The organism is Gephyromycinifex aptenodytis (assembly GCF_012277275.1).
GTDB lineage: Bacteria > Actinomycetota > Actinomycetes > Actinomycetales > Dermatophilaceae > Gephyromycinifex > Gephyromycinifex aptenodytis.
The window spans coordinates 864,230-887,276 of the sequence record NZ_CP051155.1; the positions used below are offsets into that span (position 1 = coordinate 864,230).

The window sequence follows — 23,047 nt, forward strand, 5'->3', positions numbered from 1 at the left end:
TCGAGGCGTGACTTTTTCGGACGCTCGAGCAAGTCCACCGCCGCTCGCCTCCTGGGGCGGCTCCGAAGCGGCAGTAGTTGGGTCTCAGTCGTGCCAGAAGAGCACGACCGCGCGATCGTCGTCCTCGCCGCTGGCCGCCTGGTCACACAATTCTTGGGCGCCCCCGGTGAAACCGCACGGAACCAGGTATTCGGCCTTCCCGAGCAACCGGTCTATCCCGTCGTCCAAGGTGCGGTCGTGCTTTTCCACTAGCCCGTCGGAGTAGAGCAGGACGGCGTCGCCCCGGTTGAGCGTGCCGCTCTCGCAGGGATAGTCGGCGCCGGGAAGCAGGCCCAAGGCGGGCCCGCCGCGACCGTCCAGCACCTCCCAGTCCCCGCAACCAGCAAGGAAAGTCGCAGCCGGTGGATGCCCTGCGCGCCGCACCAAGAACTCCCCCGTGCCCAGATCAACGAACAGGTGGATCGCGGTCGCGAAACCCTCTTGCCATCCCTGCCGCAAGACGTAATCGTTGGCGGCCGCCAAGAACTGGTGCGCCGGTACCGCACCCAGCAGCGCGTCCAGGGCACCGGAGAGTTGCACCGCGCGGGAGGCAGCCTTCAGGCCCTTACCGGAAACGTCGACCAGCACGATTTCGACCCGATCACTGCCCGGATTGCGGTGCGCGACGATGAAGTCCCCGGAGAAGGGATGTCCGTGCGCGGAGTTGACGCAGCTCTCAACCCGCCATGGGGAGATCAGCTGCGGCATGCACGCCCGAGCCTTCAGATCGCCGCTCAACTCGTACAGCAGCGTTTCGCCGCCGCGCCCCTGCACGCCCACCCGGGCACGCCAGCTCGAACGCCACATCGTGACAGCCGCAATGAGCATGCCGGCGACGAAGGAACCCAGCGCATCTCGGGTGTCATTCAGCAGCACTCCGCCGATGACGATGGCGCTCAACGAAAACCCGGCAATGAGCGCGTGCTCGGTAGGTCGATGCATCACACCCGAGATGACGATGGCCGGTAGGAAAGCCGCCCAAGGAACACTGCCGGGAGAGGTTAGGGCGGTGAACAACAGGCTCACCGTGATGAGCACGAGCAGTACCGAGACCGCCTGAGCGTTCGCCGGCCCGTCCGGGGCCACCGCCCGCAACCCGCGTGACGTCAGTACCTCGGGACGTCGGCGCGGGGCGCGGGCGGAAATGCTCGGCATCTGTCGGACCTTAGTCGCACACGTTTAGGGTGACAAACCGGTCACTATGCCACGTCGCCACCGCGGACCGGCGCCCTGGTATCGGCGCTGGATGTCGTAGGTCCGCCACGGCCTGCAATCGCTTACTCCGTCAAACTCCCGGTGGCCTCGAAACGACTCATCAGGTCGATCCGGCGCTGGTGGCGCTCTTCCCCCGTGAAGTCGGTGGTGAGGAAGACGTCGAGAATCTCCTTGGCCGTGGCCAGGTCGGTCAGCCGCGCGCCGATGGAGACAACCCGGGCGTCGTTGTGCTCCCGGCCGAGCTTGGCTGTTTCGGCGTCATAGGCCAGGACCGCGCGCACGCCCGCAACCTTGTTGGCCGCGATCTGCTCACCGTTGCCCGACCCTCCGAGCACGAGACCCAACGACATGTCGTCAGCAGCGACAGCCTGCGCGGCCGGGATGACGAACATGGGGTAGTCATCCTGGGGGTCGTATTCAGCCGGTCCGTGATCGGTGACGTCATGACCCTGCTCGCGCAGGTAGGCGACCAGTTCGTTCTTGACCTCATAGGCCGCGTGGTCGGCGCCGACGTGAATCTTCATGGAACTCCTTTGGATACGTGCAGGGGGCGTCGGGGGTGTGCAGTGGGTGCGGTCTCAGTCGAAGATGGGGCCTACATCGCGGCTGCGTTTGATTTCGAAGAATCCGGGGGTGCCGGCAACGAGAACGCACCCATCCCAGAGTCGACCGGCGGCTTCTCCCTTGGGTGCCGGGGAAAGGACCGGGCCGAAGAAGGCGACCCCATCCACTTCGATCACCGGCGTGCCCACCTCATCACCGACCAGCGCGATGGCCTCGCCGTGGCTGGCGCGGAGCAGGTCGTCAACCTCGTGGCTGCTGGCGAAATCGGCCAGCGACGCCGGCAGATCCAGGGCCGCCAGCGACTCCTGAATGATCGCCGGCATGTCGCGGCGCCCCTGCAGGTGCAGCCGGGTACCCATCTGGTCGTAGAGCCCCTTGACCACGTCTTGTCCGTGCTCGCGCTTGGCGGCGGTGATGACACGCACCGGCCCCCAGCCCGTCTCCAGCATGGCGCGGTAGTCATCGGGCAGGTCGTCGCGGCCCTCGTTGAGCACCGACAGGCTCATAACTGACCACAGGACCTCAACGTCACGAACCGTCTCGACCTCCATCAGCCATCGTGAGGTCAGCCAGGCCCAAGGGCACAGGGGGTCGAACCACATACGCGTTTGCATGCTCATGAAGCCCATCCTGCCAGTCGCCGCGGCGTGACAGGATGCAGGCCAGGTATCCGTCAGTACGCTGCTGCGCGCGCTGCGCAGGCACCCCATAAGGAGACGTCCGTGCCGGGTCAGAATCTCACGCGCGAGGAAGCCCGCACGCGGGCCGAACTACTATCTGTTTCGTCTTACGAGGTTGAGCTCGACATCGTCGAGGCTCTGGACCCCGATCGTGCAACCTTCCCGGTTTCGGCCCGAGTGCGGTTCTCCTGCGAACGCCCCGGCGAGTCCACCTTCATCGACTTCATCGGCGAATCGGTGGATCGAATCGTGCTGAACGGGGCTGAGCTGTCCCCGACCGAGCACTATGCGGATTCGCGGGTGCAGCTTCCGGACCTAGCCGCCGAGAACGAGCTGTTGATCCAGGCGCACGGGCGCTACATGAACACCGGTGAAGGGCTGCACCGTTTTCTGGACCCGGTCGACAACGAGACCTACCTGTACACCCAGTTCGAGGTCGCGGACTCGCGCCGGATGTTCCCCGTCTTCGAGCAGCCAGACTTGAAGTCGCACTTCACCTTCGCAGTGAGCGCCCCCGCGCGATGGGCCGTCATCTCCAACCAACCCGGCGCTCAGCCAAGCCCGGCAGACACCCGTGAAGTGGCCGGGACCCAGGTGGAAGTGGCCCGCTGGGAGTTCGCCCCCACTCCCCTGATCTCCTGCTATCTGACGGCGCTGCTCGCCGGCCCGTACGCAAGCGTCGAAGATTCGGTCACGCTGGGCGACGGCCGTACGGTGCCGCTCGGCCTGTACTGCCGCAGTTCGCTGTTGCCACACCTGGACGCCGAGAACATCTTCGACTGCACCAAGAAGGGGTTCGCCTTCTTCGAGAAGGAGTTCGGGCTGCCCTACCCGTTCGAGAAGTACGACCAGATCTTCACCCCCGAGTACAACTCCGGGGCGATGGAGAACGTCGGCGCGGTGACGTTCAACGAGATGTATGTTTTTCGGGCCAAGGTGACCGAAGCGATCATCGAGCGGCGGGCGCTGACGATCCTGCACGAGCTGGCCCACATGTGGTTCGGCAACCTGGTCACGATGCGCTGGTGGGACGACCTCTGGCTGAACGAGTCCTTCGCCGAGTGGGCCTCCAACACCGCTCTGGCCGAAGCAACGCAATGGACGCAAGCCTGGACCACCTTCGCCACCTCGGAGAAGAGTTGGGCCTACCAGCAGGATCAGCTCTCCTCCACCCACCCGATCGCCGCCGACATGCGGGATCTGGAGGATGTGGAGGTCAACTTCGACGGCATCACCTATGCCAAGGGCGCCTCCGTACTGGCTCAACTCGTGGCCTACGTGGGACGTGAGGCGTTCACCGCCGGGCTGCGGGCCTACTTCGTCCGGCACGCCTGGAAGAACACGACTTTGGATGACCTGCTCACCGAGCTGGAAGCCACCTCAGGTCGCGAATTGCGTTCCTGGTCCAAGGCGTGGTTGGAGACGGCCGGGGTCACCACGCTCAGCGCCCACATCGAGACCGGGCGCGACGGCCTCATCAGCGCGGCCAGCATCGACCAGAGCGCAACCCCGGAGCACCCGACGCTGCGCCCGCACCGGTTGGCGGTGGGTTGCTATGACCTCATCGACGGACTGCTGCATCGCCGCCAACGGATCGAAATGGACGTCCAGGGGGCCAGCACGCCGGTCCCGGACCTGATCGGTCAGCCGCGACCCGACCTGCTGCTCGTCAACGATGACGACCTGGCCTACGCCAAGATCGCTCTGGACGAGCAGTCGCTGCACAGCGTGACCCAGCACGCGAGGACCCTTCCCAGCCTTGCTCGTTCGCTGGTCCTGGGGGCGGCCTGGGAGTCCACCCGCGACGCCCAGATGTCGGCGCGGGACTTCATCGCCCTGTCTCTGGGCGTCTTGGACGCCGACCTCGATTCGACACTGCGGCGCCATCTCCTGGGCCGGATCGCTACGGCGTTGCATCAGTACACCGCCCCTGAGGCCAGGGCGAAGACACACGCCGCGATCAGCGGACGGCTCAAGGAATTGGCCCTTCACTGTGAGCCAGGCAGCGACGCACAATTGCAGTTCGTCTCCGCCTTCGCCTCGTATGCCCGAACCCCGGAAGACACCTCGCTCATTCAGGCCTGGTTCGAGGGCCAGACACCCCCGGGGCTGGCCCTGGATACCGAGATGCGCTGGACACTGTTGACCTCTCTGGTGACGGCCGCTGTGGCCGGCGAAGCCGAGATCGTCGCCGAACTGGAACGGGACGGCACCGCTACCGGTCGGGAGCGCGCTGCGCGCGCCCGCGCAGCCGTGCCCACCCTTGAGTCGAAAGAGAATGCGTTCATCTCTGCCGTCGAGCGGGACAACCTGCCGAACCAGACCTTGGACGCCGTCGCCGAAGGCTTCCAGCGGGTGCACGACCTCGACCTGCTCGCCCCCTTCGTGCAGCGCTACCACGACGCCCTGATCTCGGTGTGGTCCGGACGCACCCATGCCATCGCTGAATCGGTTGTCGAGCAGTTCTACCCCTCGGCGCTGGCCGGGCCGGAGCTACTGCAGCAGACCCAGGCATGGCTGGATGCGCACCCGGACGCCCCGGCCGGCTTGCGGCGCCTGGTCGCTGAGAACCGTGACGGCGTGGCCCGCGCGTGTCGGGCTCAGAGCCGGGACGGCCAGGGGTGAACCTGGACCGGGTCACCCCCCAGCCTTCCAGCGCCTCCGTTCACACCGGCCGCAAGAGCGTCGTCGCGTGGGCGTTATGGGACTGGGGTTCGGCTGCGTTCAACGCCGTCATCACGACTTTCGTCTTCACCGTCTACCTGACCAGCAAGAGCTTCGGGGAGACCGACGCCAGCACGGCTGCACTCGGCACCGGCATGGCCGTCGCCGGGCTAGCGGTAGCCCTGTTCGCGCCGGTCACCGGCCAACGCGCTGACCGGGCCGGCCGATCAGCGTGGTGGTTGGGCATGAACACGCTGATCGTGGTGGTGCTCTCGGCGCTGATGTTCACCGTGAAACCGGACCCGTCGCTGCTGTGGTGGGGCGTGGGGCTGGTGGCGGCGGGCAACGTCTTCTTCGAGTTCGCCAGCGTCAACTACAACGCCATGCTGCACCGGGTCTCGACCCCGGAGACCGTGGGACGGGTTTCCGGGCTGGGTTGGGGCGCGGGCTATCTGGGCGGGATCGTGCTGCTGCTCATCCTGTTCGTCGGGTTCATCCAACCCGAGGTCGGCTGGTTCGGGGTCAGCACGGAGCAGGGCCTGAACGTGCGCGTCTCGATGCTTGTCGCGGCGGCCTGGTTCGCTCTGTTCGCCCTGCCGGTGCTGCTCACCGTGCGCGACGAGCCTCGTGAGCATGCGCCTCGGGAGAAGGGTCTGGGGCTGATCGGCTCCTATGTAGCGCTGTGGGGCACAGTGCGCGGGCTGGCCCGGGAACATCCGCACACGCTCTTCTTTCTGCTTGCCTCTGCCGTCTTCCGCGATGGGCTGGCGGGCGTCTTCACCTTCGGGGCGGTCATCGCTGCCGGCACGTTCGGTTTCTCCGCCAGCAGCGTCATCGTGTTCGGTATCGCCGCAAACGTCGTGGCAGGCATCGCCACCATCGCTTTCGGGGTACTCGATGACCGGGTGGGACCTAAATGGGTCATCGTCGGGTCGCTGGTGCTCATGGTGCTGGCCGGGTTCGGCATCTTCGTCCTACACGATCAGGGCGCCCGCATCTTCTGGATCCTGGGACTCGTCCTGTGCATCTTCGTCGGACCGGCTCAGTCCGCTTCTCGTTCCCTACTGGCCCGTGTCATCCCCGAAGGGCGTGAAGGAGAGATATTCGGCCTGTACGCCACGACCGGACGAGCCGTGAGCTTCCTGTCCCCGGCGATGGTCACCCTGTCCATCAGCATCGGCAGCCGAGTGGAAACCGGCAACGCCCAGCACTGGGGCATTCTGGGGATCTCCTTGGTGCTGCTGCTGGGGCTGGTGCTGCTGCTACCGGTGAAAACCCAGCAGAGCCGCCCCGCCCGCCAACTCTGAGGCGCCACCGCGCCGCCGCGAAACCTGGGCGACGATTCACGGCGGCAACACAGTCGACCCGCCACGCCATCTGGCGCGGCGGGTCGACTGTTGCCTGCTGTGGGTCAGTTGCCGTGCGTTCCGCGGTTGACGCAGGCCGCCAGACGGCGCCCCGGACGGGAGTCGATGACGTCCTGTAGCTTCAGCGGTCGGCGGTCGGGGTCAGCCAACGAAAGTCGCCAGTTGGGGTACTCGTCGGAGGTCCCCGGCTGGTTCATCGCCCGCCGGTCCCCGACAAGGTCCGGCACCGCGATCCCCAGCAACGCCGCCGGAGACCACGACAGGTAGCGGTGCAGGCCCTCCACCGTGGCCCGCAAGCCCTCTTCGCCGTCTAACGGCTCGCCTTGACTCAACAGGCCCCGCTCACGCAGCGCGCCCATCATCTTTTCGCGTTCGGCTTCGTCTTCTGCCCGTTCGATCTCGATCGGGCGGGTGAACAGGTCCAGCTCCTCCCGGATGGCCATGTGTTCACCCGTCAGGTAGCCCGCGGTCGGCGGCAGGTCGTGCGTCGTCACCGAGGCCAGGCACAACGTGCGGTAGCTCTCCGGGGGCAGCGGGCGGCCGTCCTCGCCCTTCTCGAACCACAGGATCGAGGTGCCGAGGATGCCGCGCTTCGCCAAGTAGGTGCGCACCCACGGCTCGACGGTGCCAAGATCCTCACCGATGACGACAGCTCCGGCGCGCTCGGCCTCCAGCATCAGGATCCCGATGAGCGCGTCATGGTCGTAGCGCACATAGGTGCCCTCCAGCGGGGACCGTCCCGCCGGGACCCACCACAGCCGGAACAAGCCGATGATGTGGTCGATTCGCAAGCCACCCGAGTGCCGCATGGCGGCGCGGATCATGTCGCGGAACGGTGCGTAGGCCAGTTCCTCCAACCTGTCCGGACGCCACGGCGGCTGACTCCAGTCCTGACCGCGCTGGTTGTAGGGATCCGGTGGGGCGCCGACCGTGACGTTCTGGGCGAACGCTTCGGCCAATGACCAGGCATCCGCCCCGGCCGGGTGCACCCCGACGGCCAGGTCCTGCACGACGCCCAACGACATCCCGGCCTCGACCATCTCGCGCTGGGCGGTCGCGAGCTGGGTGTCCAGGAGCCACTGCAGCCACATCGTGAACATCACCTCATCGGCGTGCTCCTCACGAGCAGCTTCCGTGGCCTGGCTGCGCGGGTCCTGCAAACCTTCGGGCCATTCGTTCTGACCGTAGGCACGGGTGAAGGCGCACCAGGTGGCGAAGTCCAGCAGGCCGACCCCTTCGCGCTCGCAGAAAGCCTCGAAGGCGTTCTGACGCCGCGGCGGACGTGGCTGGGCGAACAGCAGCCGCAACGCCTGCTCCTTCAGCGCCCAGCAAGCATCACGATCCAGCCGGTCGGAGTCGTTGGCGCGCCGCGCGGCCGCAGCCAGCGCCTCGATCCGGGCGCGGTCTTCGGCATCCAGGTAGGCGACCTCGCTGATGTCTTCGACCCGCAAGTAGATCGGGTTGACGAAGCGACGCGAAGTGGGCAGGTACGGCGAGGGCTCCATGGGCGGGGTCGGTTCTGCCGCGTGCACCGGGTTGATGAGCATGAAGTCGCATCCCAGACCGCGGGCCGACCAGGCGCCCAGCTCGGCGAGGTCTGCGAAATCGCCGATTCCCCAGGAACGTTCCGAGCGAACCGAGTACAGCTGGTTCATCAGCCCAGAAGCGCCGTGCCGTTGCACGGTCGGCGGCAGTTGCAGGCGCGAGGGAACCACTACCAGGCGCCCGGTCGCCGGTTCTTCATCCGGGATCTGGGCAAAGAGGGTGTGCCAGCCGGTAGGGACGTCGGCGGGTACCTCGAAGGTGGCCTCGCCCACCAGCGAGCCGTCGATCAGGCGCGGATCGACCCACTTGTCGATCTGCTTCAGCATCCGTTTGCCGCCCCACTCTTCGAGCTCGAGCCAGACGGTAACCGGACTTCCGTGCGGCACGTGCACGGCCACGGTGATCTCCGTGCCGAGGGTGCTGACCTGGACCGGGGCCAGCATGCGGCGCCAGGGACGCTCGTCGACAGCATTCAGCGCGCGGCTGACGGCATCCGCGTCATCGGTCTGGACGCCCAACGCACCCAGCACCGCGTGGATGGTTTCCGCACTGACGGTGACATGAGCACCCTGCCAGTCCCAGTACTCGGTGGCTACGCCATAGGCGCGGGCCAACTGCGTCAGTTGAGGGGGCAGGGGGTCGTTCGGCACGGTGAGCCCTTCAGGGTCGAAAGCTGGGTTATCCCCCGTGATCCTATGGGGCGCAGGCGCTCACTGACGTCTCGGCCCGCTTGGGCGAGAGGTCCCGTCTTCCCACGTGAACAGGGCGGGAGACCAGGATGCACCTGCAGGACGAGCCGGGACCACCTTGCGCTGGCTCGCCCACCCAGCAGAACAGACTCGATCCGGCAGATACCCACGCTCGCTGTGATGGTCAGAATCAGGCGGGACAATGGGGCCATGTCTGCCCGCGCTCTGGATGTGCTCCCCCACCTGTGGAAGGCCCCCGCGGCCCCGTTGAGCTGGGAGACAGCGTTTGAGTGGTTCCTCGGCGTCCCGATGACGGTGGTGCTCATCATCATCACCGCCTGGGTGCTGCGCTGGCTGGTGCATCGAGGGATCGACCGCTTCGTGGACTCGATGGTGGAGCGCAAAGCCAGGAACCAGACGATAGGCGCGGTCGACCCGGTCCCGACGGCCCAGTTGCCGATCATCCACCGATACGGGCGGAAAGCGGCCCGTGCCATTTCCCAGTCGGGGCTGCTGGCCACCGAACGTCAACGCGCCAGGATCACCACGCTGGGTTCGGTGATGCGCAGCGTGGCCTCCATCGTCATCTGGTCGGTCGCGGCCCTGATGATCGGCAGCCAGCTCGGGCTGGACATGACCCCGGTCCTGGCCTCGGCCGGGGTCGGTGGGGTCGCTCTCGGTTTCGGCGCACAGTCCCTAGTGAAGGACTTCCTGTCCGGGATCTTCATGATTCTGGAGGATCAGTACGGCGTCGGTGACGTCATCGACACCGGCGAGGTTGTCGGCACAGTCGAGGAAGTCACCCTGCGCATCACCCGACTACGTGATGCCGAGGGCGTCGTCTGGTACGTGCGCAACGGTGAGATCGTGCGGGTGGCAAACAAGTCCCAGGGCTGGACCACCGGCATCATCGACATCCCGGTAGCCCCTGACGAGGACCCGATGGCCGTCACCGCGATCCTGCGGGCGGAGATGAAACGCATGTATCAAGAGCCGGAGTGGGCCGAGGTGCTGCTGGCGGAGCCGTCCGTGGCCGGCGTGGAGTCCATCAATGCCGGGGCGATGAGCATCCGGGTATTCGCCAAATGTCAACCGAACCAGCACTGGGGTGCGCAGCGCGAGATCCGGGAACGAGGCAAGGTGGCGTTGTCCCAGGCGGGGATTCGCGGCCCGGTGTGGGTTCCGGGGACGGATGAAGGACGCAGATCGGGTGCCTGATCACAGCGGAGCGGGTTGCGTACCGGCGCATCGATGCCAAGCACCCGCACCCGCGCCCGCTCACCATCGACCTCGACCTCGACCTCGACCGTCAGGGTGTCACCGTCGGCGACCGAAACGACCCGGCCGACCTCGACGCCCGGCGACGAGGTCACCGACGAACCCGCAGACGCAGGCGTAGCGGCCGGGCAACACCCCGCCAGCACCACGACGGCAACCCAGGTGCACGCTGCGACCGCTCCACCGACACCCAAGCCGACGGCTCCCGCGCCCACCGCGGCGTCGCCCTCGCCGATCCCTTCCAGCTCACGCCACCGAGTGAGCGAGATCATGCGCCCTGCGCCGCCTCATCAATCCGCGTGGGCCCCTGGGGCTCCCGCCGCAATCGCGACGGCCCGCACGAGCGCGTCGGCGGCCTCGTCATCCAGGTTGCGCGTGATCCACGACAGCGACACCGGCGTGCTGGTCAGGAAACTGTGCGCGGCAGCCTTGATGCGCTGCTCACCGCTGGACTCCCCGTCCGTCGGAAAGAGGCGGTCGGCGTCGAGCCACGTCCACCGTCATCCCTGACCCGCACCCACGGGCACCTCGGCCCGGCGAGCCGACCACCCAGCGCGTGTTCGTAACCTCTAAGGAGAATAACGACGGCTTCCATGGCGATGGCCATGGGCAGTATGTCTTTAAGGGCGATTGGGGCGCTCTGAAAGTTGTTCATGAGGGGCGAGCGGATGAAGTCGCGAAGCGAGTCCATCGAAGTGTTGGCGCCGCCTCAGAGTCGGCGACCCTTTGGGATACTTGTGAGTGGCTGGCGCCTGGCGATAAAGGCGATCTCGTCGCGTGCAAGATGAGAGGCGACTTAAGTGAGGGACAGATTGCCTTCTGTGAGGAAGTCCGGCAAGAACTAGGTCAGGTTGCAGTTTTCCTGAACTACAACCTGACCTGATGGTGCTCCTGATGCCAGTAGTGGGCCTGCGTCCTTCGATCGTACGTCAACTAGGACATAGTAAGGCTTGAGGTGCCCAGCTTGTTACGCGAGACACATGGCGTTGACGGCAGTATTCGCTATCCCGCTGTGTTTTCCAGGAGCGAAAGCAAACCTGCCTTTGATTCTCACTCAGCTGTCAACGCGCCACCAATCGAAGACGTGGATGGCATAGTACAGGTCCTTCTCCTTCATCCCCCCGGAGTTGGGGAAGGTGGCGGAGCCCCTGGACTTCCGACTGGCGATGATTCCCCTCACGACGGCGTTACCAGTGGAAAGAGTCGCGGCACTTGGGGGAATACGTGGAGTTCAACGTTCCGTTGTCGCGACAGTGTGCGCAAACTTCCGCTGAGAGATAGTAGCCCTTCAGTCGAACCATGCAGCGATCGCCGCCACTGCTGCATGGCTGGCTGTCTTGGTTGGCAATGCCACAGCTGCTGATCGAGTTGAGCTGCCACTTTCGCCGCTAGCTTCGCATGAAGCATAGTTGGACTTGAGCGTTTGGAAAACCGGATGGAGCGATGATTGCTCTACTGGAAAACCCTCAGATTCGGCGATTTCCCGGAGTGCTTTAGCAAGTTCCGCTTCGACTGAAGATCCCTGAGACTGGATGTCCGACGTGATGTCGGAGATGGCCTGATCTGAGGACTCTCTTATCTTCTGGACTTGTTGGTTCGGTGACGTCGGGAGCTGCACTTGACACGCCCCCCCGAAAGTATCCGCCTGCGCCGGTTTTGAGCGCCGCCCTGAGAGACTGCCGGAGTGAACCGGCAACCGAGTCCGTACGAGCTGATGGGCGGCCACGAGGCCTTTTCGCAACTGGTGGGTGAGTTCTACCGCGGCGTCGCCGAGGACCCCGAGTTGCGCGCGATGTACCCCGAAGAGGATCTGGGGCCTGCTCAAGATCGGCTCCGCATGTTCCTCGAACAGTATTGGGGCGGCCCCTCCACCTATCAGGAACAGCGCGGTCACCCTCGGCTGCGCATGCGGCACATGCCGTTCGCGGTGACGCCATCGATGCGTGACCGCTGGCTACACCACATGATGTCGGCCGCGGACACCCTGGCGCTGGAACCGCAACTCGATGCCACCCTGCGCGACTACCTGACACGGGCCGCCTTCTCGTTGGTCAACTCTGAAGAAGGCCAGGCAGCTCCACAAGACCGGTAGCGCTGCACCCACCGGCGCGCCCCTGCCCCGATGCGAGCGGTCAGACGCGGTGGCGGTCCGCCCGTCGCTGCCGAGCGAACCGCCACCGCCGATGAGGGACAACCCGGGGATTACCCCTGAGCGCCATTCATTGCATCGGCCATCCTGGTCTGCTCCGCTTCCGCCTCAGCGGTCCCTGGCGTGTAGGTGCCACGCAAGGAGACCCCCTTGGTCTCAATCGTGAAGAACAGGGCGATCAGGCCGATGGCACAAGCAAGGATCGTGTAGTACGCGGGCCACATCGGGTCGCCGGTCCGCTCAATGAGCCATTGGTTGACCAAGCCCGCGGTGCCACCGAACAGCGAGGTCGAAATGTTGTACCCCAGCGCCAAACCGGCATAGCGCACGTGCGTTGGAAACATGGCCGGGAACATCGCAGAGATCGTGGCCAGCTGTGGCGTGTAGAGCAGACCCAGAACGGTGAACGCGATGATCGCGCCGGCAAAACTCGTTCCCATGAGCCGGTACAACGGCCACGCGAGTAACGCCGTACCGATCAGCGAGAACGCCCACAGGGGCTTGCGTCCCACCCGGTCTGAAAGCCCACCGAAGATCGGAAGCAGGAGCATCATGACGAGTTGGCCGACGATGGGCACGACGAGGGCATGTTCGTCTGAGAGGTTGATGACCTGCTGCAGGTACGTCGGGGTGTAGCTGAGCAGGGTGTAGTTGATGACGTTGAGCGCCAGGACAAGGCCACCGAGCTTGAGAAGCGACGGCATGTGGTGGGCGAACAGCTCTTGCAAAGTCTTGCGATCGGTGGCTTCTTGGGTCTCCTGCGCAGCCAGCTCGACGAAGATCGGGGTGTCCTCCATCTTCGAGCGCAGGTAGAGGCCCACGAGACCGAGCGGCCCCGCCACCAGGAACGGGATGCGCCAGCCCCAGGATTGCATCTGTGCGTCGTTGGTCAAGCCGATGATGGCGAGCATGAGCAGGGCGCCGCCGTTGAAGCCGGCCAAGGTCCCGACCTCGAGGAAGCTGCCGAAGAAGCCGCGCCGCTTATCGGGTGCGTACTCGGCCATGAAGGTCGCTGCACCGCCGTACTCCCCGCCCGTGGAGAAGCCCTGAATGATGCGCAGCAAGTAGAGCAGTATCGGCGCCCAGATACCGATCTGCGCGTGGGTCGGTAGAAGGCCGACACAGAAGGTGGCCGCAGCCATGAGCAGGATGGTTGTGGCAAGGACCTTCTTACGGCCGACTTTGTCGCCGAGAGGACCCCAGACGAGGCCGCCGACCGGTCGCATGAGGAAGGACACGGCGAAGCCCAACAGGGTGAAGATCATCGCGTTCTTTGCATCAGCTGGGAACAACGCCGCGGCAATGTAGGCCGTGCCGTAAGCGTAGATGCCGTAGTCGAACCATTCGACGGCGTTACCGACTGCAGAAGCAGCAATGGCCCTGCGCATCACTGCGGCACTCGGCACTGGTAATGCTGCCCCAGAAGGAGAGGCTGGTTTCATGGAAGAACCTCCTGGCACGTGACCTGGGTACAAGGCTCCGGCGAGTGCCGGTCTTGGTATGAGGTCGTCGATGGGCGTTGCGGACGAGGAACGCGCGGCCGGGCAGGGAATGCCATCTGGTCCACACTGACCTCAACCTGTCGATTGTCGACAATCAGACACGGTAGTGCTCAGGGGTAGCTATGCCTAGAGGTTGTGCAAAAAGAAATCCAGCGTGATCGCGTGGTACGTCTCAGAGGCCGCTGCGGCGGCGCGCGTCAGTACCGCATTCCGATCACCGTTGTCCCAGGCCAGCGACCGGCTCGCGCCCCCCGGCCCGCACCCACCCCGCACACCGATTCGGGGGTCTGGCCGACCAGGATTGCCCGGCCCTGGTGCATGCGGGATCTGGCTCAGGCGCGTTCGGGCAAGGTCATGAGCACCCGGGCGACCCCGTCCGCCATATGTTCGACCAGCAGTCGGTCGGCCAGCCCGCTGTCTGCGGCCGCGATGGCTCGAGCGAGAACGTCGTGTTCTCTCACCCGCTCGTCGCTGAAGAGGTATGTCGACTGCATCCGGCCAAGACACAACCGCATCTGGGTCAGCAGGGTCCCGTGCATCAACGTCAGTCTCGGGCTGTTAGCCAGCGCCACCAGTTGCTCGTGGAAGGCCATGTCGAGCGCTGACATCTGCTGCGTCTGGCCCGTATTGGCCCGCATCTGCTCGACGATGTCCAGCAGACTTGAGGCCTGCTCGGCGCGCCCAGTTTTGATGAGATGGGCCGCGGCGGCGCGTTCGACAGCCTCGCGCGCCAGATACATGTCGCGGACCGCGTCGTGATCCAGATCCATGACGAACAGCCCGCGGTTGCGGTGCCCGACCAGAAGCCCCTCTTGGGTTAGCCGCTGCATCGCTTCTCGCAACGGTCCCCGGCTCACCCCGAGTTCCCGAGCCAGAGCCGATTCGACCATTTGCTGGCCCGGGGCGAAGACGCCCGAGGCCACCGCCTCTCGTAGTTGGTCCGCGATGAGGGCAGGGGTCGAATCCTGGACGATAGGTGTGAGGGCAGGTCGCGCTGCAGCCACGGCCGGGTCACTCGCCGTCATGTCTCCTCCGAGATGTCAACGCTGCGGGCGCACCGCGCCCCGCCCCACTATCCTCCGCTACGACGCTTTCGGCGTCGAACCAGGTCTAATCGCGTGCCCACCTCGCGGCCAACTCGGCATAGAGCCGGGCAGCATCGGACAACTCGGCGATGGCGATGGACTCGTCGGCCTTGTGCGCCTGATCGTTGACACTGCCCGGGCCGAGCACGACCGTCGTCAATGCGAAGTCCCGTGCCACAAAACCGCCGTCGCACGCGGCGGTCCACGCGCCAACAGTCCCAGGCAGACCCACGTGCTGTGCTGCCGCCCGGGTGGCCTGGACGAACGGGTCATCCGGGGCGCTGGTGAAGCCGGGCATGTCCATCGTCACGGACACACTGACACTGATGCCGTCACCGGTAATCCCCGCCTGCTCGATCGAGCGAGCCAGCGCCTGCGCGATCTCGTGTGGGTCTTCGTGCGGCAGCAGGCGTCGATCCAGGTCGATGCAGCATTCGGCGGCCACGATGGAGGTAAGTTCCCCGCCGGTGATGCGACCGGCGTTCCAGGTGGCAGCACCCAACACTTCGTCCGGGTTTTGCGCCAGCGCCTCATGGTCCTGGCGCACCAGGCTCAGGATGTCCGCTGCAGCATCGATGGCGTTACGGCCGTCAGCGGGTCGCCCTGAATGTGCAGGCACGCCGGTGACATCCACCCGCAGGTAGGAATCACCCCGGCACGCGAGCACAACGACGAGGTCGGTCGGCTCGGCTACGACGCAGCCACCGTAGGCCCGCGGCGGGTACGGCAGCCCGCGAATCACCAGGTCGCGCACCCCAAGACCGAGGTCTTCCTCATCCACGGTCACCGCCAGCGTCAACGGGCCGGGGCGCTCGATGCCCGATCGGGCGATGGCCTCCATCGCCGCAACGACCGCCGCCAGCCCACCCTTCATGTCGGCCGCGCCTCGCCCCCGGATGCGCCCACCCTCCACGAGCGCGGTGAAGGGGTCGCCCGACCACCCCTCGCCCGCAGGCACGACATCTGAATGTCCGAGGAACAGCACGCCGGCACCCTCGACCGGCTCACCGGTGGGCGGCAACGTCGCCATGAGGTTCGGCCGTCCAGCAGCCACGTCGATGCACTCCACCTGAAAGCCGCGGTCCCGACACGCCTGAGCCAGAACCTCGACGGTGGCCTGCTCGGTGCCGCCGGGGTTCTCCCCGGCGGCACCGATGAGATCGCACGTCAAACCGACGAGCACCTCATCATCGACGAGTCCGGCGGGGGCGCTGTTCACGCCAGCTCCGCGCGTGCGCGATCCAAGGCACGAGTCAGGCGTGCCACCCCTTCGCGGGTCCGTTCCGGGGTGGTCGAAGCGAAGCACAGCCGGAAGGCGTCCCCAAACTGTTTGGAGGGCGACAGCGCCGGGCCAGGGATGAACGCGACCCCCTCAGCGAGCGCGATCTCGAAGAGCCGCTGACTCGACACTGCCGCGTCCGGCCCCTGCAGCGTCACCCACAGGAAGAAGCCGCCCTCGGGGTCGGTCATGCGGACCCGGTCGCCCAGGTGCTCCTGGATCGCCTCGCGCATGGCCTCCTTGCGGGTGCGGTACTCGTTGCGCAGGAAGCTCAGGTGGTCGTCCAGACCGCCGCGGCTGATGAACTCGGCCACCACGTGCTGGTTCGGCACGTTCGTACACGTGTCCATTGCCTGCTTGGCACTGATGATGAGGGTGCGCAGTCGCGGGTCGGCGTCGACCCAGCCCACCCGAAGGCCGGGAGCGAGGATCTTGCTGAAGGTCCGCACTGAGAACAGCTGCGGGTCCTCGGGCATGAGTTGGGTGAAACCGGGAACTTCCTCCCCGGCGAAGCGCAGCAGGCCGTAGGGGTCGTCGTCGATGATGATGCTGCCCCAATGGTGGGCGAGTTCGACCAGGCGACGGCGACGTTCTTCGCTGAGCGTCACGCCTGAGGGGTTCTGGAAGTTGGGGATCGTGTAGATCGCCTTGGGTGCCCGCGCGAGCTTTCGCACGAGGTGCTCCAGTTGCTCCACGTCCAGACCGTCCTCGTCGACGGGAACCTCCAGGAGGTCGGCGCCGTAGGACAACGCTGTGCCTGACCCGTTCGTGTACGTCGGGGACTCGATGACCACCAGATCGCCGGGATCGACGAAAAGTTTGAAGGCCAGGTCCAGGCCCTGCATCCCGCCGCTGGTTATGACGACCCGCTCTTCGTGGACGGGTTCACTCGTGCCCGCGGTGTACTTCGCCAGGACGTCGATGAGGTGAGGTTCACCCTCGGTTGCGCCGTAGGTGAACGAGCTGGCGTCGAGGACCTGGGCGGCGATGTCGCGGAACAGTTCCCACGGCGTCACGTCGGCGGCCGGGGCCCCCATGGCGAACCGGACGATGTCATGCTTCTGCGCCGCCAGCAAAGAGGTGGAGGAGTCGATGACCGAGCCCAACAGCCCGTCGGCGCGGCGGGCCAACGGCAACCTGCCCTGTGCAGTGTCTCCGCGTACGTCCGCGGTGGGGCAGGGATCGAGGGTGGCAACGGTGCTCACGTGCGGTTCGAGGGGTGCGTGCGTGTCCTGGCTCATGGCGGTTCTCCTGGAAGTAGTGGGATCAGCGGCGGATGAGGCCGCGTGGGAAGGATGTGAAGGTCTCCACGCCGTCGGCGGTGACGCGAATCGACTCGGAAACCTCGTAGCCGTAGCCGGTCATCCACATGCCGCAGATGATGTGGAAAGTCATGTTCTCCGTCAGGGTCGTCTCGTCCTCGCTGCGGATGCTGACGGTTCGTTCGCCCCAGTCCGGCGGGTAGCCGATACCGATGGAATAGCCCAGCCGGCTGGACTTCTCCAGCCCGTACTCGGCCAGCTTCCAATTCCAGGCGTGGGCGAGCGCAGAGGCGGGCACCCCGGCGCGGGTAGTGTCGAGCACCGCTTGCAGCCCGGCAGCCACCGCTTCTTCCAGACGGAGAAGTTCGTCTCCGGGTTGCCCGAGCATCACCGTGCGGGCCAGCGGCACGTTGTAGCGCCGGTGGGCGCCGGCCAACTCTACAACCACGGCGTCCCCGGAGGTGAACGGTTGGTTCGTCCACGTCAGATGAGGGGTGTCGGCCGCTTCGCCGGTCGGCAGCATGGGCACGATCGCTGGGTAGTCGCCCCAGGCGTCCCCGTCACCCAGGGCTTGGGCGCGCGCGATCTCACCGGCGACGACGTTCTGTGCAACGCCGACCTGGATGGCCTCGATCGCCGCCTCCATTGCCTTGGTCGTCACGCGCGCAGCCGAACGCATGAGCTGTATCTCGGTGTCCGATTTGATGAGGCGAACCCAGTTGACCAGCTCGAAGCAGTCGACGATCTTCCATTCAGGCAGGTTGTGCACCAGCGCACGCACCCCCTTGGGTGAGGTGAAGTGCGAGTCCATCTCCAACCCGACGCTACCCGCGGAGGCAGGAGCAACCAGCCAGCGCTGCCGCAGTGCGAAGGCGACCCAGTCGAAGGGGTGCAGGTGGGGGCGGTGAACGTAGCGTTCGGGGTATCCCACGATCGAGTCCGGTGGTAGCCACGACGTGCGGTGGGCGCCCTTGGCGTCCATCTCCCGAGTGAACAGGATCATGTCACCGGCCATCGGCACGAAGAGCACCTGCGGGGTGTAGAAGGACCACGCGTTGTACCCGGTGAGGTAGTAGATGTTGCCCGGGTCGGTGACGAGCAACGCCGAGAGCCCGGCCAGGTCCATTCGGGCCCGGACGTCGGCCAGCCGCGATTCGTATTCGACGCTGGTGATGATCGTGTCCTGCATGTCTGTCTCCCTTGACGGCACCGCCCCGCCTGCGCTGCGGCCTCACGGGTGAGGTGAAGCCGCAGCGTGCGGCTGCGACGCGGAGTGCTGGTTCTGCCTTAGGCGCGCGGAAGCGCGAGGTACTTCATCTCCAGGAACTCCTCGATGCCGACCCTGCCGCCCTCGCGGCCCAGGCCTGAGGCTTTGACACCACCGAACGGGGCGGCGGGGTTGGAGACCAGACCCGTGTTCAGTCCGCACATGCCGACTTCGAGCGCTTCGGTGACTCGGAAGCCACGCTCCACGTCGCGGGTGTACACGTACCCGACCAGCCCCCAGGGGGTGTCATTGGCCAGTGCGAGCACCTCATCCTCGGCATCGAAGGGAATGATCGGGGCGACGGGACCGAAAATCTCTTGCGACATCAGCGCCGATTCCGATGACACCCCGGACAGCACGGTCGGGGCGTAGAAGAATCCGGCGTTCCCGACCCGCTCCCCTCCGCAGACGACCGCCGCGCCCTTTGCGCGGGCGTCGGCGACGAGCTCTTCCACCTTGCGCAGTGCCTTCTCTTCCACGAGCGGTCCGACCTGAGTGCCTTCGGCGATGCCGTCGCCCACGACCAACGAACTCATCCGGGCGGCCAAGCGCGCGGCGAAGTCGTCGGCGACGCTGCGGTGCACGAACAGCCGGTTGGCTGCGGTGCACGCCTCGCCCATGTTGCGCATCTTGGCGATCATCGCGCCCTCAACGGCGGCGTCGAGGTCGGCGTCCTCGAACACGATGAACGGGGCGTTGCCTCCCAGTTCCATCGAACTGCGCATGACGTGCTCGCTGGCCTGCTCCAGCAGTTTCACCCCGACTCCGGTAGAGCCCGTGAACGAGATCTTGCGAGCCAGTCCGCTGCTCATCCAGGGCCCGACAACGGAACCTGCCTCGGAGCTGCATACGACGTTGAGCACACCGGCAGGCAAGCCGGCCTCAGCCAGGATCTGGGTGAGCGCGAAGGAGCTCAACGGTGTCAGGTGTGCCGGTTTGAACACCATGGTGCAGCCGGCTGCGATGGCCGGGCCGATTTTGCGGGCGCCCATGGCCAGGGGGAAATTCCAGGGGGTGACGAGCACGCAGGGACCCACCGGCTCCCGGGTAACCAGGATGCGAGTTTTTCCGTCGCCGGACAGGGTGGCGTCGCCGCCGATACGGACGGCCTCTTCAGAAAACCAGCGCAGAAACTCCGCGGCGTAGGCGACCTCGCCCTTCGCCTCAGCTAGCGGCTTACCCATCTCTGCGGTCATCACCAGCGCCAGTTCTTCTTGGCGTTCCATGACGAGTTCGTAAGCGCGGCGCAGGATCAGGCTGCGTTCACGGGGCGGAGTCCGACCCCAGGTTTTCTGGGTGGCGGCGGCAACCTCGATCGCGCGTTGCGCGTCTTGGGGGCCACCGTCGGCGATGGAGGCGAGAACCTCTTCGGTGGCGGGGTTGAGGACGTCGGTGCGTGCCCCTGAGGCGGCCTCGCTCCACTGCCCGTTGATGTACAGACCGGTCGGGACTGCGGCGATCGCGGCGGCTGCGCGCTCTTTGAGGGTGATGGTGGAAGTGGTCATGGTGTGTCCTTCCGCTGCTGGCGGGGGTCGAGAAGTTCGGCCAGGTGAAGCGCCGGCCGATCGGGGGCGAGATGGCTGACCTGAACGGAGCAGGAGAAACCGTCGGCGAGCACCGGGGTTCGCGGGTCGGCCTGTCGAAGCGCGGGCGCAAGGGCCTGCTCCGCGACAGCGAAGGACAGGTCGACATGCTCGGGCTCGAAACCGAAGTTCCCGGCCACGCCACAACAGCCGACGGCCTGGGTGACGCTGCCGATCCCGGCGGCCGCGAGCGCGCGCTGCTGCGTCGTCGCCCCGGCGACGGCGTACTCGTGGCAGTGGCCTTGGACGAGGACGGACTCAGGCAATCGACCTCCTGACGGGGCGAGTAGGCCTTGGGCGCCCAGGTCGGCGACATGCTGGGCGAAGCTGCGTACGCGGCGCGCCGACGCGGCGTGCCGCAGGTGTGCCCAGAAGTTCAGGTAGGTCGCTGGCGAAGGCCGCGGCGCAACTCGGTTCAAGCACGACGATGGGGCGTTGAGTGTCGTCGTCGAGCACTTTGACCGCGCGCGTCAGGACGCGCCGGGCGGCGCTCAGCCGCCCAGTGGAGATCCACGTCAAACCGCAACACGCATCGGGGGCGATCTCGACGTCCTCCCCCGCTTCGCGCAGCACCGCAGTGGCCGCCCCGGCGACCTGCGGGCGGAACCCGCGAGTGAAGGAGTCGACGAGGATCAGCACGTCGCCGGTTCCGCTTCCGGGGCGGTCCGCTCCAGCTGCGGCAACCTGCCGGATCCACGCATCCGGTTCGGCCAGGCGCGGCGGGCGGCGCCGGTCGGTCAGGCCGGCGGCTCGCATCGCGGTGCCACCCAGCGGACCACTCAGCAGGGCGTTGGCGACCCTGGTGGATCCCGGCACGCGCGCGGCCACCGCGAGTAGGCGCGGCAACTCACCAAGGGAGTAGTGAGAGCGGGGGCGAAGCCGACCGGCGTAGTAGTGGTCGAAGAACTCGGACTTGTACGTGGCCATGTCGACCCCGACCGGGCAGTCACTCGAACAGGCCTTGCAAGACAGGCACAGATCGAGGGCTTCACGGACCTCGTCGCTGCGCCATCCGGCTTCCGGGCTGGGCGCGTTGCGCACGATCTCCTGCAGGACGCGGGCGCGGCCACGGGTCGAGTCCTTCTCATCCCTGGTTGCGCGATAGCTGGGGCACATGACTCCCCCGGAGTCACTGCGACAGCGACCGACCCCGATACAACTTTGCACGGCGTGCACGAACGGGTCCTGCCCCTGGGTGCGCGGAAGGTGAAAGGTGGTCGGCCAGGCACGGTCGGGCACAGCCGCCAACGCCAGATCGTCCACGAACTCAGCAGGATCGACAATGCTGCCCGGCCCGAAGCGCTTCTGCGGGTCCCACGCCTGCTTGAACTGCGCGAACGCAGCCAGAATGGAAGGCGGGTACATGATCGGCAGCAGTGCCGAGCGCGCGCGTCCGTCACCGTGTTCGCCGGACAGAGACCCGCCGTGCGCCACGACCAGCCGCGCGGCGGCCGACGTGAACTGCTCGAACACTGCTCTCCCGGCCGGGGTGCGCAGGTCATAGGTGATCCGCACGTGCATACACCCGGCACCGAAATGCCCGTACATCACGCCCTCGAGGCCGTGCTGCTCAAGGAGGGCGCGCAGGTCACGCAGATAGTCGGCTAACGCCTCCGGTGCGACGGCAGCGTCTTCCCACCCTGGCCACGACTCACCCCGACCAGGGGCCAGGTGGGGAGCCAGGCGCGCGGACAGGCCCGCACCGTCCTCCCGCACCCGCCACAGCTTCGCCCGATCGACTCCGTCGGCAACGACCCTGCCCTCCACGAGCCGTCCAGCGGCAGCACAGCGTTCGATGAGGCGCTCGGCCCGTTCCCGGACCCGGTCCAGGTCATCTCCGTCGAGGTCGACGTAGAGCCACGCAGAGCCTGCGGGCATCCCGGCGACAGCGTCGTCCCCGCGTCGCCACCGCATCGTCTCCACGATCGCCGAATCGATCCCCTCGACGGCAGCCGGATCTTCGGACAGGATCATCGGCACGTCCAGTGCCGCGTCGACAACGTCGTCGTAACCAAGGCAGACGAGCAAGGCGCTGCTGGGGCGTTCCACCAGCCTCATTCGGGCGCCGACGACGATAACGCAGGTGCCTTCGGAGCCGACCAGCGCCCGAGCGACGTCAAAACCCTCTTCAGGAAGCAGGTGCCGCAGGTGATAGCCGGAGACCTGACGCGGAATACGCCCTAGGTGAGTGCGTAGGTCTGCCAGGTGGGTGCGAGCCAACTGCATCAGATGGTCATTCAGCTCAGCGGCCCGTGCGACCGACACCACGTCATCAGGATCGGTGGCGCGCAGCCCCCCACGAAACACCGTCAGGGCGCTGCCGTCGGAGAGCACGACATCGAGTTCGACGACGTGATCGGAGGTTCGTCCGTACCGCACCGAATGGTTACCGCAGGCGTCATTTCCGATGGCACCGCCCAACGTGGCGCGGGTTTTCGACGACGGGTCCGGCGCGAACGTCAGGCGCCCGCCCGTCACCGCCTCTACGTGATTGGTCAGCGTGGAGAGCACCACTCCCGGCTGTGCCTCGACGGTGCCCCCCGCCTCGTCGACAGGGCCGATAGCCCGCATGTACCGAGACAGATCCAACACGACGCCGATGCCGATGGCGTTGCCAGCCATGGAGGTGCCACCACCGCGGACGATGATCGATGCGCCGTGTGCTCCTGCCACCCGAACAGCGGTGCGCACCTGCGCACCGCTGCGTGGGAACGCCACGAGTAACGGCCGGAGCCGATAGTTCGAGGCGTCGTATGCGTACTCGGCCAAGCGCCTGGACGACGCATCCGCTTCCACCCCTGCCGCTTGCAAGGCGGCGACGATGGTCGCGGCATCGGCCTCACACGTGAGGGTCTCACCGCGGGTGAGCGTGCTCATGG

16 protein-coding genes are annotated in these 23,047 nt (G+C 66.3%); 4 read left to right on the plus strand and 12 right to left on the minus strand.

The window, feature by feature from the left end:
• Window positions 1-84: 84 nt before the first annotated feature.
• The 3 genes from G9V96_RS03635 to G9V96_RS03645 form a co-directional block, all read right to left on the minus strand.
• The gene (locus tag G9V96_RS03635; protein WP_168581821.1) at window positions 85-1,194 is read right to left on the minus strand and encodes a PP2C family protein-serine/threonine phosphatase; all 1,110 of its coding nucleotides are present in this window, start codon (window positions 1,192-1,194) and stop codon (window positions 85-87) included.
• A 122-nt stretch (window positions 1,195-1,316) separates the two neighbouring features.
• Window positions 1,317-1,778 carry a ribose-5-phosphate isomerase gene (locus tag G9V96_RS03640; RefSeq protein ID WP_168581822.1) on the minus strand — a complete coding sequence of 154 codons (462 nt, stop codon included), beginning with the start codon at window positions 1,776-1,778 and terminating at the stop codon, window positions 1,317-1,319.
• 54 nt (window positions 1,779-1,832) lie between these two features.
• Window positions 1,833-2,438: a mycothiol-dependent nitroreductase Rv2466c family protein gene (locus G9V96_RS03645; RefSeq protein ID WP_210424456.1), complete on the minus strand. Its 606-nt coding sequence runs from the start codon at window positions 2,436-2,438 to the stop codon at window positions 1,833-1,835.
• A 102-nt stretch (window positions 2,439-2,540) separates the two neighbouring features.
• Here G9V96_RS03645 and pepN point away from each other — a divergent pair, with 102 nt between their 5' ends.
• Both pepN and G9V96_RS03655 read left to right on the plus strand, forming a co-directional pair.
• On the plus strand, window positions 2,541-5,123 hold the full coding sequence (gene pepN / locus G9V96_RS03650; protein WP_168581824.1) for an aminopeptidase N: 2,583 nt from the start codon (window positions 2,541-2,543) through the stop codon (window positions 5,121-5,123).
• A gap of 2 nt (window positions 5,124-5,125) precedes the next feature.
• Window positions 5,126-6,469 (plus strand): MFS transporter, encoded by a 1,344-nt coding sequence (locus G9V96_RS03655; RefSeq protein WP_226913626.1) that lies wholly within the window; start codon window positions 5,126-5,128, stop codon window positions 6,467-6,469.
• 104 nt (window positions 6,470-6,573) lie between these two features.
• Here the strand turns inward: G9V96_RS03655 and malQ are convergent, their stop codons facing one another.
• Entirely contained in the window at window positions 6,574-8,724 is a 2,151-nt protein-coding gene (gene malQ, locus G9V96_RS03660; protein ID WP_168581826.1) for a 4-alpha-glucanotransferase, read from the minus strand.
• A gap of 249 nt (window positions 8,725-8,973) precedes the next feature.
• On the opposite strand from malQ, the gene G9V96_RS03665 reads away from it, so the two are divergent.
• Window positions 8,974-9,981, plus strand: coding sequence for a mechanosensitive ion channel family protein (locus G9V96_RS03665; protein ID WP_168581827.1), 1,008 nt, complete (start codon window positions 8,974-8,976; stop codon window positions 9,979-9,981).
• A 1,774-nt stretch (window positions 9,982-11,755) separates the two neighbouring features.
• Window positions 11,756-12,133 (plus strand): globin, encoded by a 378-nt coding sequence (locus G9V96_RS03670; RefSeq protein WP_168583821.1) that lies wholly within the window; start codon window positions 11,756-11,758, stop codon window positions 12,131-12,133.
• 110 nt (window positions 12,134-12,243) lie between these two features.
• On the opposite strand, the gene G9V96_RS03675 is transcribed toward G9V96_RS03670, so the two are convergent.
• The 8 genes from G9V96_RS03675 to G9V96_RS03705 form a co-directional block, all read right to left on the minus strand.
• The gene (locus G9V96_RS03675) at window positions 12,244-13,596 is read right to left on the minus strand and encodes an MFS transporter (RefSeq protein WP_226913438.1); all 1,353 of its coding nucleotides are present in this window, start codon (window positions 13,594-13,596) and stop codon (window positions 12,244-12,246) included.
• A gap of 428 nt (window positions 13,597-14,024) precedes the next feature.
• Window positions 14,025-14,717: a GntR family transcriptional regulator gene (locus G9V96_RS03680; protein WP_168581829.1), complete on the minus strand. Its 693-nt coding sequence runs from the start codon at window positions 14,715-14,717 to the stop codon at window positions 14,025-14,027.
• 85 nt (window positions 14,718-14,802) lie between these two features.
• Window positions 14,803-15,996, minus strand: coding sequence for a M20 family metallopeptidase (locus G9V96_RS03685; protein ID WP_168581830.1), 1,194 nt, complete (start codon window positions 15,994-15,996; stop codon window positions 14,803-14,805).
• Window positions 15,993-17,297 carry an aminotransferase-like domain-containing protein gene (locus tag G9V96_RS03690; protein ID WP_168581831.1) on the minus strand — a complete coding sequence of 435 codons (1,305 nt, stop codon included), beginning with the start codon at window positions 17,295-17,297 and terminating at the stop codon, window positions 15,993-15,995. Before G9V96_RS03690 ends, G9V96_RS03685 begins: the two co-directional genes overlap by 4 nt.
• A 25-nt stretch (window positions 17,298-17,322) precedes the next feature.
• Complete coding sequence (locus tag G9V96_RS03695; protein WP_168581832.1) at window positions 17,323-18,507, minus strand: M24 family metallopeptidase; 1,185 nt, start codon at window positions 18,505-18,507, stop codon at window positions 17,323-17,325.
• Between the two features lie 98 nt (window positions 18,508-18,605).
• Window positions 18,606-20,090, minus strand: a complete 1,485-nt coding sequence (locus G9V96_RS03700) for an NAD-dependent succinate-semialdehyde dehydrogenase (RefSeq protein WP_168581833.1) — start codon at window positions 20,088-20,090, stop codon at window positions 18,606-18,608.
• The gene (locus G9V96_RS15300) at window positions 20,087-20,434 is read right to left on the minus strand and encodes a hypothetical protein (RefSeq protein ID WP_319643827.1); all 348 of its coding nucleotides are present in this window, start codon (window positions 20,432-20,434) and stop codon (window positions 20,087-20,089) included. The genes G9V96_RS03700 and G9V96_RS15300 overlap by 4 nt, the downstream gene beginning before the upstream one ends.
• Window positions 20,427-23,045, minus strand: a complete 2,619-nt coding sequence (locus G9V96_RS03705) for an FAD-binding and (Fe-S)-binding domain-containing protein (RefSeq protein ID WP_319643828.1) — start codon at window positions 23,043-23,045, stop codon at window positions 20,427-20,429. Before G9V96_RS03705 ends, G9V96_RS15300 begins: the two co-directional genes overlap by 8 nt.
• Between the last annotated feature and the right edge of the window lie 2 nt (window positions 23,046-23,047).

Coding starts and splice junctions, on each gene's coding strand:
- G9V96_RS03635 (WP_168581821.1), bottom strand. CDS start 1,194: ATGCCGAGCATTTCCGCCCGCGCCCCGCGCCGACGTCCCGAGGTACTG.
- G9V96_RS03670 (WP_168583821.1), top strand. CDS start 11,756: ATGGGCGGCCACGAGGCCTTTTCGCAACTGGTGGGTGAGTTCTACCGC.
- G9V96_RS03690 (WP_168581831.1), bottom strand. CDS start 17,297: ATGAGCCAGGACACGCACGCACCCCTCGAACCGCACGTGAGCACCGTT.
- G9V96_RS03705 (WP_319643828.1), bottom strand. CDS start 23,045: ATGAGCACGCTCACCCGCGGTGAGACCCTCACGTGTGAGGCCGATGCC.
- G9V96_RS03695 (WP_168581832.1), bottom strand. CDS start 18,507: ATGCAGGACACGATCATCACCAGCGTCGAATACGAATCGCGGCTGGCC.
- G9V96_RS03645 (WP_210424456.1), bottom strand. CDS start 2,438: ATGAGCATGCAAACGCGTATGTGGTTCGACCCCCTGTGCCCTTGGGCC.
- G9V96_RS03640 (WP_168581822.1), bottom strand. CDS start 1,778: ATGAAGATTCACGTCGGCGCCGACCACGCGGCCTATGAGGTCAAGAAC.
- G9V96_RS03680 (WP_168581829.1), bottom strand. CDS start 14,717: ATGACGGCGAGTGACCCGGCCGTGGCTGCAGCGCGACCTGCCCTCACA.
- G9V96_RS03700 (WP_168581833.1), bottom strand. CDS start 20,090: ATGACCACTTCCACCATCACCCTCAAAGAGCGCGCAGCCGCCGCGATC.
- G9V96_RS03665 (WP_168581827.1), top strand. CDS start 8,974: ATGTCTGCCCGCGCTCTGGATGTGCTCCCCCACCTGTGGAAGGCCCCC.